The 21,818-nt window shown below is 64.1% G+C and carries 2 protein-coding genes (1 of these 2 cut by a window edge); both read right to left on the reverse strand.

Annotated features, from left to right (window positions below; genetic code table 11):
• A complete protein-coding gene (locus ACU680_RS14345; protein WP_448179783.1) occupies positions 1 to 14,997 on the reverse strand; it encodes a non-ribosomal peptide synthase/polyketide synthase in 14,997 nt (4,998 codons plus the stop codon).
• Positions 14,997 to 21,818, reverse strand: partial view of a non-ribosomal peptide synthetase gene (locus ACU680_RS14350; RefSeq protein ID WP_448179784.1) — the 3' portion only. It continues 5,499 nt past the right edge of the window; only the last 6,822 of its 12,321 coding nucleotides appear in the window; its start codon lies off the right edge, out of view; it ends in the stop codon at positions 14,997 to 14,999. The genes ACU680_RS14345 and ACU680_RS14350 overlap by 1 nt, the downstream gene beginning before the upstream one ends.

The following is a 21,818-nucleotide window of genomic DNA, read 5'->3' on the forward strand; positions in this document are numbered from 1 at the left end:
TCAGGACATGACTACTGATTCAACGATCTGGCCGAGCATTTCTTCAGCCTCGGACAGGAAAGTTTCATCGCGCGGGATCTGGAAGTGCCCGCAATCCAGCCATTCACCGCCCATGCCCGGCTGGCCGAGTTGCGTCGCCAGCTCCAGAGCCTCGGCTTCGCGACCCAAGGTCCACCAGCACACTGGGTTGACGGTCAGCGGCACACAGCGCTCAAGCTTGAGCGACAACTGCTTGAGCCGGCGCGCCACGCTGAACACCTGCGCCAGTTCTTCGGCGCCCAGCGCCACATAGGTCGACGCCCCGCGCTCGGCGCTCATGGCACGCTGGAACAGCGCACGCAGGTTGTGCGGCGTTTCTTCACCGTCGATGGACAGGCCCGGTGCGGCGTCCGGCAGCGTCACCTGCAGGAAATCGCGCAGGTCGGCTTGCCAGTCATCGACCGCCCCGGCGTCGACCGCGGCCGACGGCACGAAGCTGTCGACCAGCCCGACAAACTTGACCTGTTGCCCGGCCTGCTCCAGTTGCGCGGCGATCAACATCGTCAGCGTTCCGCCCAGCGACCAGCCCAGCAGGTGATACGGCCCCTGCGGCTGTTTCTGGCGAATCTGCGCCAGGTAATCACTGGCCATTTCCTGCAGCGAGGTGTCGTTGAACGTCGGATCCAGCAGCATCCGCGACTGAATCGCCAACAGCTGGCGTTGACCGCTCAAGCGCCGCGCCAGCGGCTCGTAGTCGAACACCGTGCCGAAACCGGCATGAAGGCAGAACAACGGCGCCACGCCCTTGACCTCGGCGTTCATCGCCAGCAACCCGGAGGCTTTTTCCGCCGTGCCCTGAACACTCGCTACCAGTTCGCCGATGCTCGGTTTCTGCATCAGATCGCGCAGTTTCAGGCTCAGGCCCTGAGCCTTGAGCACACGGCTGCGGGCCACCACTTGCAGGCTGAGGATCGAATCGCCACCCAGTTCGAAGAAGTTGTCGCTGAGCCCGACCCGTTCGATTTTCAGCACCTCCTGCCAGATCTTCGCCAGGGCCTTTTCCAGCTCGGTGCGCGGCTCGACGTAGGCCAGACGCTGTTCAGCGTCCGGATTCGGCAGGGCCTTGCGGTCGAGTTTGCCGTTCGGCGTCAGCGGCATGCGCTCAAGCACCATCACGTGTGCCGGCACCATGTAATCCGGCAGGCTGGCCTTGAGTTGCTCGCGCAGACGTTCGCCCAATCCGTCGGCCGGCGTCTCGGCAGCGGCCAGTACGTAGCCGAACAGTTGCTTGCCGCTGACACCCTCGCGGGCCACCACGGCGGCGTCACGCACGCCCGGCTGCTGCTTGAGGCGCGCTTCGATTTCACCCAGCTCGATGCGGAAACCACGGATTTTCACCTGATGGTCGATCCGCCCGAGGTAATCGACGGTGCCATCGGCACGCTGACGCACCAGGTCGCCGGTGCGGTAGAGGCGACTGCCATCGGCACTGAACGGGTTGGCAACGAAACGTTCGGCGGTGCCACCGGCACGCCCCAGATAACCGCGAGCCAACGCGCCACCCAGGTACAACTCACCGGCAATGCCGGCCGGCAGCGGGTTGAGATCGCTATCGAGCACATAACCGCTGCGCTCGCCGACCACGCTGCCGATCGGCGCATAGGCCGCGCCGCATTGATCGTCGACTGCGGCCTTCCAGATCAACGGCGTGACCACCGTTTCGGTCGGGCCATAGCCGTTGATGATGTACTGCGGTTGCAGTGCGCGTTTGGCCAGTTCGAAACTCGCCACCGGCACCGCATCCCCGCCGAAGCAGTAGATCCGTACCGGCGGCGGATTGCCGTGCTGTTCGGCATGCTCGGCCAGTTGCTGCAGGTACACCGGCGGGAACGCGGCCACGGTCACGCCATGCTGATGCAGGGCGTCGTAGGTCTGTTCGGCCGTCCACAGGCTGTCGTCACGAATCAGCAAACGCGCGCCGTGCGTCAGGGTGGTCAGCCAGCGTTCATGCGCGCCGTCGAAGGCGAACGACATGAAGTGCAACTCGCAATCGGCCGCGCTCATTTCGTAACGCTGACCGATCGCCTGGCAGTGCATCGCCAGTGGCCCGTGCGCCACGCCGACACCTTTCGGCTGACCGGTGGAACCGGAGGTGTAGATCACGTAGGCCAGGTTGCCCGGCTGCACCGCCACTTGCGGCGCCGAATCCGGCTGAGTGCGCAGATCCAACTGATCGAGTTCCAGCACATGCAGATTGGCTTGGGTCGGCAGCACCTGACGCAGACTCGAATCGCTGAGCAACAAGGCGATGCCCGAATCGTGCATCAGATAACTCAAGCGCTCGCGGGGATAGGTCGCGTCCAGCGGCACGTAGGCACCACCGGCCTTGAGCACCGCCAACAGCGCGACGATCATGTTTTCGCTGCGTGGCAGGGCCACACCGACCCGCACTTCCGGACCGACACCTTCGGCGATCAGCGCATGCGCCAGACGATTGGCCCGCGCTTCGATCTGACCGTAGCTGAAAGCTTGCTCATTGAAGATCACTGCGGTTTGTTCGGCACGCTGCGCGGCCCATCCGGCAATGCTCTGGTGCACCAGCATGGTCTGCGCCGGCGCGACAACGTCCGGCGCGGGCGCGACTTGCCCGGTCGGCAGACCGATGCGGCCCAGCGCCTGCCCGGCGTCCTGAACCAGTGCCGTGAGCAGGCCTTCCATGTTGCTGCGGATGCCTTCCACGGTCGCCAGATCGAAGTGTTCGCGCAGGAACATGTACTCGATCACCAGCCCGTCTTCGAGGGTGACCATCAGGTCCATCGGGAAGTTGGTCAGGCCTGAGTTATTGATTTCGCCAAACTTCAGCGAATCATCGCGCCACTCGCGCAGCGCCTGATCGATCGGGTGGTTTTCGAACACGATGATGCTGTCGAACAGCGACTGCCCGGCACGCCCGGCCCAACGCTGGACATCGGTCAGCGGGGTGTACTCGCGCTCGCGCATCTCCAGGTTGAAATCCTGCAACTCGCGCAACCAGGCGCCCACGGCCTGCTCGGCCGGCACGTCCTTGATCACCGGCAAGGTGTTGATGAACAGGCCGAGGATCGATTCCGAGGCCGGCAGGCTCGCCGGACGCCCCGCCACCGTGGCGCCAAACGCCACGCAGCGCTGGCCGCTGTAACGGCTGAGCAGCACCAGCCACGCGCCTTGCACCAAGGTGTTGAGGGTGATCTGCTGCGCCTGGGCAAAGGCTTTCAACTGTTCGGTGCGGGTTGCGCCCAGACGGCTGTACAGCGCCTGGTGACCGCGACCGCTGCCGGTGCGCGTCACCGCGTCCGCCAGATAGGTCGGCTCGTCGAGCCGGCTCAGGTGCTGACGCCAGAAACCTTCGCTGGCATTCGCGTCCTGCTGCTGCAGCCAGTTGATGTAACCGCGATACGGCACTGCTTCGGCCAGTGGTCGTCCGGAATACTGGCTCAGCACCTCACCGATCAACTGCGAACTGCTCCAGCCGTCGATCAGAATGTGATGGTAAGTCCAGATCAGCTGATAGCTGTGCTCGCCGACTTGCACCAGCGTCAGCCGTTGCAGCGGTGGCTGGTCAAGGTCGAAGCCCTTGGCCCGCTCGGCATCCGCCAGACCTTGCAAGGCTTCGGCCGAATGATCCTGCTCACGCCAGTCGAGCAGACTGAACGGCAACTGCGGATCGGCGAGCACGAATTGCAGCGGCTCGGCCATGTCCTGCCAAAGGAAACCGGTGCGCAGAATGTCGTGGCGACGGCTGACGGTTTCCCACGCGGCTTGCAGACGCAGCGGCTCAAGGCCCTGCACCGGAACGCTCAACTGGTTGACGTACAAGTCCGATTCCGGCGAATTCAGGCCGAGGAACAGCATGCCCTGTTGCATCGGCGACAAGCGATAGAGCCCGTCCAGATGCCCCGCCGGCAGTGGCAGTTGCGCGACTTGCGCCTCGCTCAAGCCGTGCAGCGGCAGGTCGATCAGCGCCGGCTCCGGCGCCAAACGCCCTTCGGCAGCCTGCACGCACAGGGCCAGCTGCTGAATGGTCGGTTGCTGGAACAGGTCTTTCGGGCTCAACTCCAGCCCTTGCTGACGGGCGCGACTGACCACCTGAATCGAGATGATCGAATCGCCGCCCAAGGCAAAGAAACTGTCATGGGTGCTGACCTGCTCAAGGCCCAGCACCTCTTTCCAGATCTCCACCAGCGCCTGCTCGGTGGCATTCGCCGGTTCGACATGCAACTGCGCAGCACTCAGCTCCAGTGCTGGCAGGCGCTTGCGATCGATCTTGCCGTTCGGTGTCAGCGGCAACTGCGCCAGCCACAGGCGATGGCTCGGCACCATGTAATCCGGCAGGGTTGCGCTCAGCCAGTTGCCGAGGGTTTGCTGCAGTGCAGCCTGTTGCTCGGCGCTGGCGTCGATGATCGCCGGATCACTCGGCACCAGATAGGCAATCAGTTGCTGACTGCCCGACACTTCGCTGGCCACGACCACCGCTTCACGCACGGCGGCATGCGCCAGCAGACGCGTCTCGATTTCGCCCAGCTCGATACGCAAGCCGCGAATTTTCACCTGATGGTCGATCCGGCCCATGTACTCCAGTTCGCCCTCCTCGCGCTCTCGAATCAGGTCGCCGGTGCGGTACATGCGCTCGCCGTTGCCGACGAAAGGATTCGGCACGAAGCGCTCGGCGGTCATCGCCGCACGCCCCAGATAACCGCGCGTGATGCCGGCGCCGGACAGGTACAGCTCGGCCGAAACCCCTTGCGGCACCGCGTGCAGATCGGCATCCAGCAGATGACTGGCGCTGTGCTCGAGCGCACGCCCGATCCGCGCCTGACCGCCAGCACTGCGGCGGGTCCAGGTCGAATAAGTGGTGTCTTCCGACGGGCCGTACAGGTCGTAGACGTGCTCGACCGTCGACTGCTGGTATAGCGCCTCCACCAGCGCTTGTTTCAGCGGCTCGCCAGCGAGGTTGATAATGCGCACGCTCGGCGGAATCTGCCCCGCACGCTGCAGTGCGGCAATCGCCGACGGCACGGTATTGATCAGGCGCACCTGATCGCGGGCCGGCAGTTGCGCCAGCTCCAGCGCATTACGCGCGATGATCAGCGAGCCGCCGTTGGCCAAGGTGACAAACAGCTCCCACACCGACAGGTCGAAGCACACCGACGTCGAGGCCAGCACGCCTTGGATGTCGTCGCGGCTGTAGACCCTGGCCGACCAGTCGATCAGCGCCATGACGTTGCGATGGGCAATCGCCACGCCTTTCGGTTTGCCGGTGGAGCCGGAGGTGTAGATCACGTAGGCGAGGTTATCGGGCTGCACCGCAGTCTGTGGCGCAACAGCCGAATAGTCGCTCAACGAAACCTGATCCATCAGCAGCACTTGCGTATCGCCCGGCACGCTCAGGGTCGAGGCAACCGCCTGTTCGGTCAGCAACACCCGCGCCCGGCTGTCTTCGAGCATGTAAGCCACGCGATCCGCCGGATAGTCCGGGTCGAGCGGCACGTAAGCGCCACCCGCCTTGAGCACCGCGAGCAAGGCAATCAGCAACTGCTCGGAACGCGGCATCGCCACGCCCACGCGCACTTCCGGGCCGACGCCCAACTCAAGCAGTTTGTGCGCCAGACGATTGGCCTGCGCGTCCAGTTCGGCGTAGGTCAGTTGCGTATGGGCAAAGGTTACCGCCAAGGCATCCGGGTTAGCTGCCACTTGGCGGGCGATGGCTTGATGGATGCACAGATCGGTGGAGAAGTCGGTACTCACCTGCGGGCTGTGCTCGATCAGGTTCAGTTCACTGAGCGAACGCTCCCCCGACTCGCTCATCTGCCCGAGCAAACGCTGCAGATACCCGGCCAGTTGCACCACGCTGTGCGCGGCAAAGCTTTCGCACTGGTAGCTGAAGTGCATCGACAGCTCGTCGCTCAGGTGCACCAGCAGCGTCAGTGGATAGTTAGTCTGCTCATGATTGTGGATTTCGCCGAAGCGCAGTTCTTGTGGTGCGCCCTGCGCCAGGGCCTCGGACACCGGGTAGTTCTCGAACACCAGAATGTTGTCGAACAGCGCCTCACCGTTGCGCTCGGCCCAGCGCTGAATGTCGAACAGCGGGGTGTGTTCATGCTCACGCAAGGCCAGGTTCTGCGCCTGCACGCTCTGCAACCATTCGCCAACGCTCGATGGTGACTGCGGGCTGGCGATGACCGGCAAGGTGTTGATGAACAGACCGATCTGCTGCTCGACCCCTTTGAGCTCGGCCGGACGCCCCGCTACCGTGGCGCCGAACGCCACACACGGCTGGCCGCTCAGGCGTTGCAACAGCAGCAGCCATGCCGCTTGAATCAGCGTATTGAGGGTGACTTTCTGCTGGCGCGCGAACTCGCCCAGACGCCGCGTCTGCTCAGCGTCGAGCACGCAGAAATGTTCACCATGGCCATCGCGCGGTGCATCGCCGCGCTGCGCCTGCAACGCTTGCGCCAGCAAGGTCGGCGCTTGCAGGTCAGCCAGTTGCGCGGTCCAGTAACGCTCGCTGGCCTGCACGTCCTGGCGCTGCAGCCATTCGATGTAATCGCGATAACGTCCGGCCAGTGGCGGCTGGGCAACCCCGCTGTAGCGCTGCAGGACTTCGCCGAGCAACTGCGAGTTGCTCCAGCCGTCCATCAGGATGTGGTGGTTGGTGTAGATCAAGTGGCAACGCTGCTCGTCCAGACGCACCACGAGCATGCGCAACAGCGGCCCCTGGCTCAGGTCGAAACCTTGCGCCTGTTCGGCGGCGGCCAGTGCATTCAGGTCGTTCTGGCAATCGTCACGATCACGCCAGTCGAGCACGCGGAACGGCATGTCCAGATGCTTGTGCACCACCTGCACCGGACGCGCCAGTTCACCCTGCCAGACAAAGCTGCTGCGCAGGATGTCGTGGTTGTCCACCGCCGCTTGCCAGGCCTGCTGGAAGCGTTGCGGATCGAGGCCTTCGACATCGAGCCGGACCTGGTTGATGTAATCGCCGGTGGCCTGCTCGTAGAGGCTGTGGAACAACATGCCCTGCTGCATCGCCGACAGCGGATACACATCGGCGACCTGGCGTGGCGCCAGCGGGAACTGATCAAGCTGCGCCTGCGTCAGGCCGGCCAACGGGAAGTCCGACGGGGTCAGGCCTTCGACGCCCGGGGTCAGACAATGGCCGATCAACGCTGCGAGTTCTGCGGCGTAATCTGCGGCCAGGGCTTCAATCACCGCGCTGTCGAAGCGCTCACTACTGAACGTCCAGCCCACCCGCAGCTCGCCGCCATACACCTGACCGTTGAGGGTCAACCAGTTGCCCAGCGGCGCCTCCGGACTCTGATCGAGGCCGGCGTTGTCCGGCGACGGCACGAACAGCGCCGCCTCGTCGCCGGCGAAACTGCCGTCGAACTGCCCGAGGTAGTTGAAGGTGATGCGCGGGCTCGGCAAGGCCTGCAGGCTCTGCTGCGCCTGCGCATCACCAAGGTGACGCAAGGCGCCGAAACCGATGCCCTTGTTGGGGATCGAGCGCAGTTGTTCCTTGATCTGCTTGATCGACTCGCCGAGCGAGTCTGCTGGCGTCAGGCGCACCGGGAACAGGCTGGTGAACCAGCCCACCGTGCGGGTCAGATCGACGCCGTCGAACAGTTCTTCGCGACCATGGCCTTCGAGCTGGATCAGCGTCGACGCCTGCCCGCTCCAGCGACCAATGACCCGCGCCAGTGCCGTCAATAACAGATCGTTGACCTGGGTGCGGTACGCCGCCGGGGCCTCTTGCAGCAGTTGGCGGGTCAGCTCGGAACCGAGCCGGGTTTGTACGGTCTGGGCCAGACGATTGTCCTGGCTGGCGTCAACGCGTTTGCACGGCAGATCGGTACTCACATCGCTCAGGCAGGCCTGCCAATATTCCAGTTCTGCCTGCAGTGCCGGGCTGTTGGCGTAGCGCTGCAAGTGCTCACCCCAGTCCTTGAAGGCACTGGTCCGGGACGGCAGGCTCAACGGCTGATCATCAAGCAGTTGCTGATAAGCGTTTTGCAGGTCTTCCAGCAGTATCCGCCACGACACGCCGTCCACCGCCAGGTGATGAATCACCAACTGCAGACGCTGTGTGCCATCGGCCAGAGTTGCCAGCACCGCACGCAGCAACGGCCCGTGTTGCAGATCGAGGCTGCGCTGGGCGCGGTTACCCAAGGCTTCAAGGGCGGCGGCATCAGCGACGTGTTCCTGCCAGAGCAGGTTCTGCGGCAGCGCTTCGACCGCGCGGTGCTCGGCCTGCCACACGCCATCGTGCTGGGTGAAGCTCAGGCGCAAGGCATCGTGATGAGCGACCAGTGCGCGCAGTACCTGCTCGAGTTTTTCAGCGTCCAGCGTCTGCCGCGGTTGCAGCAACACCGACTGGTTCCAGTGGTGACGCTGTGGGATCTCGTCGGCGAAGAACTGCTGCTGGATCGGCAGCAGCAACGCTGCACCGCTCGCGGCTTGCTGATCAATCGTCGATTCGTCACCACCCCACTGCGCGACCAGCGCCAGACGCTGTACGGTCTGGTGCTGGAACAGGTCTTTGGGATTGAGGCGGATGCCGGCCTGACGGGCGCGGCTGACCACCTGAATCGAGATGATCGAGTCGCCGCCCAATTCGAAGAAGTTATCGTGGATGCCGACTTGCGGCAGCTTCAGCACGTCCTGCCAGATCGCGGCCAGACCGTGCTCCATTGCGCTTTGCGGCGCCTGATAGGCCTGCTGCGCCTGGCTGGCGTCGGGTGACGGCAAGGCGTTGCGGTTGAGTTTGCCGTTGGCGGTCAACGGCAATTGCGCCAGCAGCAACAGGTGCGCCGGAACCATGTGATCCGGCAGATTGGCCTTGAGTTCGGCGCGCACGCTGTCGCGCCACAGCGCCTGTTCGGCCGGGCTTGCGTCGAGCAGCGCGGCGTCGCCTGGCACCAGATAAGCCACCAATTGCTGACCACTGAGGCCCGGTTGCGCCAGCACCACGGCCTGACGCACGGCAGACTGTTCCAGCAGCTGCGCTTCGATCTCGCCAAGTTCGATACGGAAACCGCGAATCTTCACCTGATGGTCGATCCGGCCGATGTATTCGATCACGCCGTCGGCGCGATAGCGCGCCAGGTCACCGGTACGGTACAGACGCCCGCCATCGGCGGCGAACGGGTCAGGAATGAAGCGCAGGCAGGTCAGATCCGCGCGGTTCAGGTAACCGCGAGCCAGGCCGGCACGACCGACGTACAGCTCACCGATGCAACCTTTGGCGACCGGGTTCAGATCTCCGTCGAGCAAGTACCAGGACAGATCGGGAATCGGTTCGCCGATCGGGCTGCTGGCGTCACGCTGCAAGTCGGCCAGCGAAATCGGCCGGTAGGTCACGTGCACGGTGGTTTCGGTGATGCCGTACATGTTGATCAGTTGCGGTGCCTGATCGCCGAAACGCTCGAACCACGGACGCAGGCTTTTGACCTCCAGCGCCTCACCACCGAACACCACGTAACGCAGCGCCAGCGCTTGCGCCGCGTGCTGCGGGGCGCAGGCCACTTGCATCAATTGCTTGAACGCCGACGGCGTCTGGTTGAGCACGGTGACGCCTTCGTGGCAGAGCAAGGCGAAGAAATCTTCCGGCGAGCGGCTGACCTCGTAAGGCACCACCAGCAGTTTGCCGCCGTACAGCAGCGCGCCGAAAATCTCCCACACCGAGAAGTCGAACGCGTAGGAATGGAACAGGCTCCAGACATCCGTGGCGCCGAAATCGAACCACGCATCAGTGGCTTCGAACAGGCGCAGCACGTTGCGATGCGCCAGCAACGTGCCCTTCGGCTGCCCGGTGGAGCCGGAGGTGTAGATCACGTAAGCCAGGTTGTCCGGGCTCATGCGCACCTGCGGATTGCTGTCGCTGTAGCCTTCCAGACCGTCACGCTCCTGATCGAGCATCAGGCTGCGCAGCGAATCGGGTACTGGCAGACGCCCCAGCAGATGACTCTGGGTCAGCAGCAAGGCAATGCCGCTGTCGCCGATCATGTAGCTCAGGCGTTCTTCCGGGTACGTCGGGTCCAGCGGCACATAGGCGCCGCCGGCCTTGAGAATCGCCAGCAGGCCGACCAGCATGTCGAGGCTGCGCTCCACCGCCAGACCGACGCGCACGTCCGGGCCGACACCGCTGGCAATCAGCTTGTGGGCCAACTGGTTGGCGCGACTGTTGAGCTCGCCGTAGCTGAGGGTCTGTCCGGCACAGCTCACGGCAATCGCTTGCGGGGCGCGGGCGGCTTGTTGTTCGATCCGTTGATGCAGGCACTGCTCGCTCGGGAAATCGCGGATGGCCGGGTTCCACTGCTGCAAGGTCGCCGCGCGTTCGGCGGCGTCATGCAGCGGCAGTTCGGCGATGCGCTGAGCGCTGTCGGCAACGATGCCTTGCAGCAGATGGGTCCAGTGTTGCGCCAGGCGTTCGATGGTCTCGACGTCGAACAGGTCGGTGGCATAGGTCAGCTCGGCCCAGACGTTGTCGCTCGATTCAAAAGTGTTCAGGGTCAAGTCGAACTGCGCTGTATTGGACGCCCAAGGCAAGCCTTCAATTGCCAGGTTCGGCAGCCGCGTGGCGCCCTGCGCCTGACGCACCTGGCTCTGATGGTTGTGCATCACCTGGAACAGCGGGCTGTGGCTGAGGCTGCGCTCCGGTTGCAGCGCGTCGACCAGTTGCTCGAACGGCAGATCCTGATGCGCCTGCGCGCCGAGCACCGTATTTTTCACTTGTTGCAGCAGGCTGCGGAACGTCTGCTGACTGTCGAACTCGGCCTTGAGTACCTGGGTGTTGACGAAGAAACCGATCAAGCCTTCGGTCTCGACCCGGTTGCGGTTGGCCACTGGCACCCCGACACGGATATCGGCCTGACCGCTGTAGCGATGCAGCAAGGTCTGGAACGATGCCAGCAACAGCGCAAACAGCGTGACGTTTTCGCGTTGCGCCAGGTGCTTGAGCGCGGTGGCCAGTTCGAGGCTCAGCGGGATATCGCGACGGGCGCCGCGATAGCTCTGCTCGGCTGGACGCGGACGGTCGGTCGGCAACTCCAGCAGCGGTTGATCGCCATCGCCGAGTTGCGCGGTCCAGTAGCTCAATTGACGCTCGCGTTCACCGGCGTCCATCCACTGTTTCTGCCACACGGCGTAGTCGGCGTACTGCACCGGCAGCGCCGGCAATTGCACGTTCTGGCCCTGGCTGTAGGCGGCATACAACGCCACCAGTTCATCAACCATGACATTCATCGACCAGCCATCGGAGACGATGTGATGCAGGGTGATGACCAGCGCGTGGTCATCGGCGGCCAGACGCAGCAGTTTGACCCGCAGCAACGGGCCTTGCTGCAGATTGAACAGGTGCAGGGTTTCGGCGGCGACCAGCGCTTGCAGCGCCGCCTCGTCGAGATCCGCCGCCACGTCCTGCACCTGCAGATCGAGCGTGCCGTGAGCCTGGATCACTTGCAGGGTCTGGCCCTGCTGTTCGACGAAGCAGGTGCGCAGCGATTCATGGCGCTCGATCAGCGCGTCGAAGCTGCGCTGCAATGCCGACAGATGCAGCTCACCGCGCAGACGCAGCGCCGCCGGCACGTGATAAGCGGTGCTGGTCGGTTCCAGCTGCCAGAGGAACCATTGACGCTCTTGGGCATAGGACAGCGCCAGCGGTTGCTGGCGTGGCAAGGCAACAATCGGCGGCTCCCGATGCGCCTGATCGACACCCAGCGCGGCGACGAAGTCTTCCAGCGTGCTGTGTTCGAACAACGTGCGCAGCGGCACTTGAACGTTCAGCGCCTGACGTACGCGCGAGACCACTTGCGTGACCAGCAACGAGTGGCCGCCCAGTTCGAAGAAGTTGTCACTCAGGCCTACGCGATCAAGCTTGAGCACCGCCTGCCAGATTTCGGCAACGCTGTGCTGAGTGGCGGTCTGCGGGGCGATGTAAGTTGATTGCAAGTGGCTGGCGTCAGGTGCCGGCAAGGCTTTGCGGTCGACTTTGCCGTTCGGCGTCAGCGGCAGTTGCGCGAGGAACAACAGGTGCGCCGGCACCATGTATTCCGGCAGCTCGGCCTTGAGGCTGGCTTTCAATGCGGCGCGCAGTTCGCCTTCATCAATATCGTCGGCGGTCGGCACCACATAGCCGACCAGTTGCGGGCCGGTCGGGCCATCCTGAGCGACTACCACGGTTTCGCGCACGCTATCGAGGGCGAGCAAACGCGCTTCGATCTCGCCGAGTTCAATCCGGAAACCACGGATTTTCACCTGATGGTCGATCCGCCCGATGTACTCGATCACGCCCTCGGCGCGGTAACGGGTCAGGTCGCCGGTGCGGTACAGGCGCGCGCCGGTTTTCGAAAAGGGATCGGGGACAAAACGTTCGGCGGTCAGGCTCGAGCGCTGGAAGTAACCACGAGCGAGGCCGTCGCCGCCGATCAGCAGCTCACCCGGGGCGCCGAGCGGATTGAGCTCAAGGTCGCTGCCGAGGATGTACAACGCGGTGTTGTCGATCGGCGTGCCGAGGAATGGACGGCTGCTGTCCGCACTCAAGGCGTGCTGCGCCGACCAGATAGTGGTTTCGGTCGGGCCGTAGAGGTTCCACACGCTCGGCGTCAGTGCGAGCATGCGTTGCGCCAGTTCCAGCGGCAGCGCTTCACCGCCACAGAGGAACGTGCGGCCCGCCAGGATTGGCGCCTGTTCATTGTCCAGCAGCATGCGCCAGGTCGAGGGCGTGGCTTGCAGCGCCGTCACGCCATGACGCGCGATCAGTTCGAGCAACACTTGCGGGTCTTGATGCACATCCTTGCCGGTCAGCACCACACAGGCGCCGGCCAGCAATGGGCCGTAGATTTCCAGGCCGAAAATATCGAACGAAAAGGTGGTCAGCGACAGCACGCGATCGGCGGCACAGATGCCCGGCTGCTTGATCATGCTCGCGACAAAATTGCTCAGCGCCGCGTGGCGCACCATCACGCCTTTCGGTTTGCCGGTGGAACCGGAGGTGTAGATCGTGTAGGCCAGATGCTCGCCATTGACTGCCACTTCCGGCGCGGTCTGTGGATAAGCCGCCAGCCAGTCGTGAGGCTGATCGAGCAACAGGCTTTGCACGCCCGGCGGGATCGGCAGCTGTGCCTGCAAATGGCTTTGGGTCAGCAGCAATTGCAGGCCGCTGTCTTCGATCATGTAGGTCAAGCGATCCTGCGGATACGCCGGATCCAGCGGCACATAAGCACCGCCAGCCTTGAGGATCGCCAGCAGGCCGACGATCATTTCCACACTGCGCTCGACGGCGATGCCGACCAGCTGCTCCGGGCCGACGCCGGCCTCGATCAGCTTGTGCGCCAGTTGACTCGAGCGGGCATCCAGCTCGCCGTAGCTCAGCACGTCTTCGCCGATGATCAGTGCAGTGGCCTGCGGCGTTTGCTGCGCACGCCGGGAGAAATCCTGCTGCACGCATTCGGCTTGCGCGCTGCGGTCAGCGCTGCGCAACCAGTCCTGCAACAGCACGCCGTGTTCGGCGCTGTCCAGCAACGGCAATTCGCCGACGCGCTGGCTCGGTGCGGCGACAATGCCGCGCAGCAGGTTCTGCCAGTGACGCGCCAGACGTTCGACGGTTTCAGCTTTGAACAGGTCAGTGGCGTAGATCAGCTCGGCGGCAAAGCCGTCGCTGGATTCGTAGGTATTCAGCGTCAGGTCGAACTGCGCGGTGCGCCCTTCCCACTGCACATCCTCGACACTCAGCTGCGGCAACTGCGCCGCGCTACGTCCCTGATCACGGCTGGTCTGGTGGTTGAACATCACCTGGAACACCGGACTGTGGCTCAGGCTGCGCTCCGGTTGCAGGGCTTCGATCAGTTGCTCGAACGGCAGGTCCTGATGCGCCTGCGCATCCATCGCCGCCTGCTTGACCTGAGCCAGCAACTGGTTGAACGGCAACTGCCCGCTGACCTCGGCATTCAGCACCTGCGTGTTGACGAAGAAGCCGATCAGGCCTTCGGTCTCGACACGGTTGCGGTTGGCGGTCGGCACCCCGACGCGAATCTGCGCCTGACCGCTGTAGCGATGCAGCAACGCCTGGAACGACGCCAGCAACAGCATGAACAGGCTTGCGCCTTCACGCTGCGCCAGTTGTTTCAGGGCGTCGCCGAGGTCTGCCGGCAGGTTCAGCTCCAGCCGCGCACCGCGCAGGCTTTGCACGGCCGGACGCGGGAAATCGATCGGCAGTTCCAGCACCGGCTGCTCGCCGCCCAGGGTCTTGACCCAGTAGGCCAACTGCCGCTCACGCTCGCCCGCTTCCAGCCAGTGGCGCTGCCAGATCGCGTAGTCGGCGTATTGCACTTCCAGTTCCGGCAGGCTCAGCGGCTGCCCGGCGGTGTCGGCGGCGTAATGCTGGATCAGCTCGTTGACCAGGACTTTGATCGACCAGCCATCGGCGATGATGTGGTGCTGGATCAGCACCAGCACATGGTTGTCCGGTGCAACTTCGAGCAGCGCCACCCGCAGCAGCGGGCCTTGCTGCAAATTGAACGGGCGTGCGGTTTCGCTCTCGACAAAGGCCTTGATCGCCGCGTCTTCCCCGGCGGCATCGAGGCTCTCCGGCAATGCCGTCAGGCTGATGCTCAGCGGCAGCTGCGGATGAATCACCTGGCAAAAGCTTTCACCCTGTTCGGCGAAAGTCGTGCGCAGGCTTTCGTGGCGCGCCGCCACCGCGTTGAAGCTGCGTTGCAGCGCCGCCACATCCAGCCGGCCCTTGAGGCGCAGGGCGCTGGGGATGTGATACGCGGTGCTGTGCGGATCCATTTGCCAGAGGAACAGTTGCCGTTCCTGAGCGTACGACAGAGGAATCGCCGCAAACCCGGAACGTGTTTCCGGGATCGGCAGGTTGGCCGGAGAGACGCCCTCTTCGAGCATCTTTTCCAGGTACAGCTTACGTTTGTCCAGCGGCAGAGTGATAAAGCGCTTGGCTACCCTCAAAGCAACACTCTTGTCCATCAGACTTCCTCCATATCGTCAAGCAGGGCTTCCAGCTTGCTCAGTTTCTGTTCGTTGATTGCCCCGCCTCCTGTATCGAGTCGAGCGACAAAATCGCTCAGGACGGGGTGCTGGAATAACAGTTGCGGGGTCAGCGTCAGGCCCAGTTCAAGGGCCATGCGCGACACCACGTTGACCGCCAGCAGCGAGTGCCCGCCGAGTTCGAAGAAGTGATCGTTCAGACCGATGCGTTGCACTTCGAGCACTTGCTGCCAGATCGCCGCGACCTGCTGCTCAAGCTCACTGTGCGGCGCGACATAGGCGGCCTGCATCTGGCTGGCATCGACCGCCGGCAGGGCCTTGCGGTCGAGTTTGCCGTTGGGGGTCAGTGGCAACTGCTCAAGGAACAGCAGGTGCGCGGGAATCATGTAGTCAGGTAACGAAGACTTGAGGCCAGTCTTTAGTCCCTCGCGCAGTTGCCGCTGCGCGTCCCCGTCGTGCATCTCCAGTTGCGGAGCGACCACATACGCCACCAGTTGCGCGCCGGTGTCGCTTTCGACGGCCAGCACCGCCGCCTCGCTGACTGCCGGTTGCGTGAGCAATCGCGCCTCGATCTCCCCCAGTTCGATGCGGAATCCACGAATTTTCACCTGATGGTCGATCCGGCCCATGTACTCCAGCTCGCCCTCCTCGCGCTCTCGAATCAGGTCGCCGGTGCGGTACATGCGCTGGCCGTTGCCGACGAAAGGATTCGGCACAAAGCGCTCGGCGGTCATCGCCGCACGCCCCAGATAACCGCGCGTGATGCCGGCGCCGGACAGGTACAGCTCGGCCGAAACGCCTTGTGGCACCGCGTGCAGATCGGCATCCAGCAGATGGCTGGCGCTGTGCTCGAGCGCACGCCCGATCCGTGCCTGACCACCGGCGCTGCGGCGGGTCCAGGTCGAATAGGTGGTGTCTTCCGACGGGCCGTACAGGTCGTAGACGTGCTCGACCGTCGACTGCTGATACAACGCCTCCACCAGCGCTTGTTTCAGCGGCTCACCCGCCAGGTTGATGATGCGCACGCTTGGCGGAATCTGCCCGGCACGTTGCAGCGCGGCGATCGCCGATGGCACGGTGTTGATCAGGCGCACCTGATCGCGGGCCGGCAGTTGCGCCAGCTCCAAGGCATTACGCGCGATGATCAGCGAGCCGCCGTTGGCCAACGTGACGAACAGCTCCCAGACCGACAGGTCGAAGCACACCGACGTCGAGGCCAGCACGCCTTGAATGTCCTCGCGGCTGTAGACCTTGGCCGACCAGTCGATCAGCGCCATGACGTTGCGATGGGCAATCGCCACGCCTTTCGGTTTGCCGGTGGAGCCTGAGGTGTAGATCACGTAGGCAAGGTTGTCCGGTTGCACCGCAGTCTGTGGTGCAACAGTCGAATAGCTGCTCAGTGACAGCTGATCCATCAGCAGCACTTGCGTATCGCCCGGCACGCTCAGGGTCGAGGCAACCGCCTGTTCGGTGAGCAACACCCGCGCCCGGCTGTCTTCGAGCATGTAAGCCACGCGATCCGCCGGGTAGTCCGGATCCAGCGGCACATACGCACCACCGGCCTTGAGCACCGCCAGCAAGGCAATCAGCAACTGCTCGGAACGCGGCATGGCCACGCCCACGCGCACTTCCGGACCGACGCCCAGCTCGACCAGTTTGTGCGCCAGACGATTGGCCTGCGCGTCCAGCTCGGCGTAAGTCAGTTGCGTATGGGCGAAGGTCACCGCCAAGGCATCCGGGGTCGCCGCCACCTGACGGGCGATGGCTTGATGGATGCACTGCTCGGTGGAGAAGTCGGTGCTCACTAGCGGGCGGTGTTCGATCAGGTCCAGCGCGCTGAGCGTGCGCTCACCGGCATCCGCCATCTGGCTCAGCAGACGCTGCAGGTGCGCGCCCAGCTGCGCCACGCTGGCCGCCGCGAAGCTGTCGCGCTGATAACTGAAATGCACCGACAGTTGCGCGCCCATGTTCACCAGCAGGGTCAGCGGATAGCTGGTCTGCTCCTGATTGGCCACCGCACCGAAGCGCAGACCCTGCGGCGCGCCACGCTCCAGTGCTTCGCCGATCGGGTAGTTCTCGAACACCATCAGGCTGTCGAACAAGGCGTCACCGCCCTGCCCGGCCCAGCGCTGAATATCCGCCAGCGGCGTGTGTTCGAACTCGCGCGAGGCGAGGTTCTGCGCCTGCACCGCTTGCAGCCAGGCGATCACGCTCTGCTGCGCGGACGGCGCAGCGATCACCGGCAGCGTGTTGATGAACAGGCCGATCTGCGCTTCGGCACCCGGCAGGTCTGCCGGGCGCCCGGCGACGGTGGCGCCGAACGCCACGCAATCCTTGCCGGTGTAGCGCTGCAACAGCAGCAGCCACGCCGCTTGCACCACGGTGTTGACGGTGACTTTCGCGGCCCGGGCAAACTCGCCCAGGCGCTGGCTCAGCTCAGCGTCCAGCACCTGGTAATGATCGCCGTAACCCACGCTCGGCAAACCGGCCTGCGGCCGCGCGATGGCATTGGCCAAACGCGTCGGCTCCTGCAGATTGCCCAGCGTCGCCAACCAATAGGCTTCAGCCGCCGCGCCATCCTGACGTTGCAGCCAGGCGATGTAATCGCGGTAGCGACCTGCGCCACGGGCGACCGCTTCGCCGCTGTAGTGCTGCAACACTTCGCCGAGCAACTGCGCGCTGCTCCAGCCGTCCATCAGGATGTGATGGTTGGTGTAGATCAGGTGATAACGCTCGGCTGCCGTGCGCACCAGCACCAGACGCATCAGCGGCGCACAGCTCAGGTCCAGACCCAGTGCGCGCTCTTCATCAGCGAGGGTTTGCAGCGCTGCCTCCAGATCAGTCCTGCCGTGCCAGTCGAGCACGCTGAACGGCACTTCGACCTGACGCTGCACCACTTGCACCGGTTGCGGCAGATCGCCTTGCCAGAAGAAGCCGCTGCGCAGGATGTCATGCGCATCCACCGCCGCCTGCCACGCTGCGCGGAAGCGTTGCGGATCGACACCGTCGACGTCCAGGCGCATCTGGTTGATGTAGTCGCCGTTGCCGTGTTCGAGCAAGGTGTGGAACAGCATGCCCTGCTGCATCGGCGACAGCGGATAAATGTCGTCGATGCCTTGCGGTTCCAGCACCAGCGCATCCAGTTGCGCTTGCGACAGTTGCGCCAGCGGGAAGTCCGACGGCGTCACGCCACGGTTGCCAGTGTCGCAGCAGTGGCCGATCAGCGCGGTCAGTTCCTGCACATAGTCGTCGGCCAGACGCTGAATGGTGGCTGTGTCGAACATCGCGCCGCTGTAGGTCCAGCTCAGGTCCAGCTCACCGCCGAACACCTTGCTGTTAAGCGCCAGCGGATTGCCCAGCGGCCCTTGCAGATTGACCTCTGCGCCGCCGGACTCGCTGGTCGGCACGAACAGAGCATCGCTGGCGGCAGCGAAGCTGCCATCGAACTGGCCAAGATAGTTGAAGGTCAGGCGCGGCGCCGGCAAGGCTTGCAGGGTGGCACGCGCCGACTCATCACCGAGGTGCGCGAGTGCGCCGAAGCCGATGCCTTTGTGGGGGATCGCCCGCAGCTGTTCCTTGATCTGCTTGAGCGAGGTGCCGAGTTCGGCGGCCGGTGCCAGGCGTGCCGGGAATACGCTGGTGAACCAGCCCACTGTACGGGTCAGATCGATGTGTTCGAACAGGTCTTCGCGACCATGGCCCTCAAGCAACACCAACGCATTGTCGTCACCGGTCCAGCGCACCAGCACCCGCGCCAGCGCGGTCAGCAACAGGTCGTTGACTTGGGTGCGATAGGCCGCCGGAGCTTCCTGCAGCAGCTGCCGGGTCAGGGTCTGATCGAGTTTGCTGCGCAGAGTCAGCGCCTGATCGTGTTGCTGCCCACCCTGCGGACGGTCGTAAGGCAAGGCCGCCGAAGCGCCCTGCAACTGCTGCTGCCAGAAGCCCAGTTCGGCCTGTAACGCCGGGGTTTTGGCGTAGTCCTGCAACGCCGCCGCCCAGGCTTTGAGCGCACTGGTTTTCGCCGGCAATTGCACGGGCTTACCTGCGCGGAGCTGGCGATAGGCGTTTTGCAGATCTTCGAACAGAATCCGCCACGACACGCCATCGACCACCAGGTGATGAACGATCAGCAACAGGCGCTGACTGCCATCAGCCAGGTTCGCCAGCACCGCGCGGATCAGCGAACCGCCGCTCAGTTGCAGGCTGCGCTGGGCCTTGTTGCCCAGCGCCTCAAGGGCGGCGAGATCAGCGACCTCGACTTGCCAGAGAATGGTTTCCCCCGCTTGCGTGGCGACGTCGCGGTAATGCGCCGACCAGCCAGCGGCCTGCTCGACAAAATCCAGACGCAAACTGTCGTGCTGAACCACCAGCGCATCCAGCGCTTGCTCCAGTACCTGAGCGTCCAGCGCCTGCGTCGGCTTGAGCATCACCGACTGGTTCCAGTGGTGACGGTCGGGAATCGCCTCGGCAAAGAATGTCTGATGAATCGGCAGCAACGCGGTTTCGCCGGTTTGCGCGCGCTGATCGATGGGCTGCACGACTTCGCCAGTCTGCGCGACCGTGGCCAAGGCCTGAATCGTCTGGTGCTGGAACAGGTCTTTGGGGCTGAAGCGAATCCCGGCCTGCCGCGCCCGGCTGACCACTTGAATCGAGATGATCGAATCGCCGCCCAGTTCGAAGAAGTTGTCGCTGACACCCACTTGCTCAAGCTTGAGCACGTCTTGCCAGATCGCCGCCAGTTGCTGCTCCAGCGCGCTCTGTGGGGCGACATAGGTTTGCTGCAGTTGGCTGACATCCGGCTTCGGCAGGTTCTTGCGATCGAGCTTGCCGTTCGGCGTCAGCGGCATGCGCTCAAGACGCAGGACATACGCCGGCACCATGTGCGCCGGCAGGCTGGCCTTGAGCTGCGCGCGCAGGTGGTCGGTGAACTCGGCACTCGCTGAATCACCGACCACGTAGGCCACCAGACGCTTGCCACTGCCGGCGCTGCCTTCCTGCGCCACGACCACCGCTTCGCGCACGCCGTCGAGGGCTTGCAGCGCCGCTTCGACTTCGCCCAGTTCGATACGGAACCCGCGAATCTTCACCTGATTGTCGATGCGATCCAGATAGTCAAAGGTACCGTCGACACGCTGGCGCACCAGGTCGCCAGTGCGATAGAGCAAGCCGCCATTTGCGCTGAACGGGTCGGCGACAAAACGCTCGGCGGTCAGCCCCGGACGGTTCAGATAACCCCGCGCCAACCCGGTACCACCGAGGTACAACTCACCGGCCATGCCTTGCGGCAACAGGTTCAAATCGGCGTCGAGCACATAGGCGCTGCGGTCGCCGATCCGGCTGCCGATCGGTGCGTAAGCGGCACCGCATGGCACCTCGCGCCCGGCTTTCCAGATCAGCGGGGTGACCACGGTTTCAGTCGGGCCGTAGCCGTTGATGATGTAGTCCGGATCGAGCGCGCGCTTGACCCGCTCGAAACTGGCGTTCGGTACCGCATCGCCGCCGAAGCAATAGATCCGCACCTTCGGCGGGTTGCCGACACGCTCGGCGTGTTCGGCCAGTTGTTGCAGGTACACCGGAGGGAACGCGACCACGCTCACGCCGTGTTCGATCATCGCGTTGTAGGTCTGCTCCGGCGTCCACAGCGTGTCGTCGCGAATCAGCAGCGAAGCGCCGTGGGTCAGGCTGGTGAGCCAGCGTTCGTGGGCGCCGTCGAAGGCGAACGACATGAAGTGGAATTCGCAGTCGCTGTCGCGCATTTCATAGCGCTGACCGATGGCCTGGCAATGCATCGCCAATGGGCCGTGGGCAACGCTGACGCCTTTCGGATTGCCGGTGGAACCGGAGGTGTAGATCACGTACGCGAGGTTGTGCGGATCGACTGGCACCTGTGGCGCCGTGCTCGGCAATTCGCGCAGGTCGAGACGATCCAGTTCCAGCAACGGCACCGACTCGTCGACCGGCAATTGCGCCGACACCGACGAATCGCTGAGCAGCAGCGCCAGCCCGGAATCCTCGATCAGATAGGCCAGGCGTTCACGCGGGTAACTGGTGTCCAGCGGCACATAGGCACCGCCGGCCTTGAGCACCGCCAGCAGCGCGACGATCACCGCCTCGCTGCGCGGCAGGGCCACGCCGACCCGAGTCTCGGCGCCGACACCACGGGCGATCAGCGCGTGGGCCAGTTGATTGGCACGCTGCTCGATTTCGCCATAACTGAAGTGCTGACCGTTGAAGATCACTGCGGTGCGCTGCGGACGCTCGGCCGCCAGCGCGGCAATGCGCTGATGCACCGCGATGTCCAGCGGGTACGGCTGCGGCTGGTTTTCGGCTTGCTGGCGGGCATGCTCGTCAGCGCTGGCCAGAGCGATTTCGCCAAGGTTGCGCTCGGCCGACAGCGCAAACTGCTCGAGCAATTGCAGCAGGTGAGCACTGATGCCTTCGATCACCTCACCGGCAAACTGGCTGCGGTCGAAACTGTAGTGCAGCGCCAGTTGCTGTCCGAGGGTGACCGCCACGCTCAGGGCGTAGTGGGTCTGCTCCAGATTGCCGACCTCACCGAATGTCAGGCCTTGCCCGGCCTGGCTCAGCGCCTGGGCGACCGGGTAGTTTTCGAACACCAGAATGTTGTCGAACAGCGCTTCACCGCCCTGCCCGGCCCAGCGCTGGATGTCCGCCAGCGGCGTGTGTTCGAAGTCGCGCAGGCTGAGGTTTTGCGCCTGCACCGCTTGCAGCCATTGGCCAACGCTTTGGTCCGGGCGCGGCGCACCGATCACCGGCAGGGTGTTGATGAACAGGCCGAC

The sequence above is a fragment of the Pseudomonas sp. LF020 genome (genome assembly GCF_053456425.1).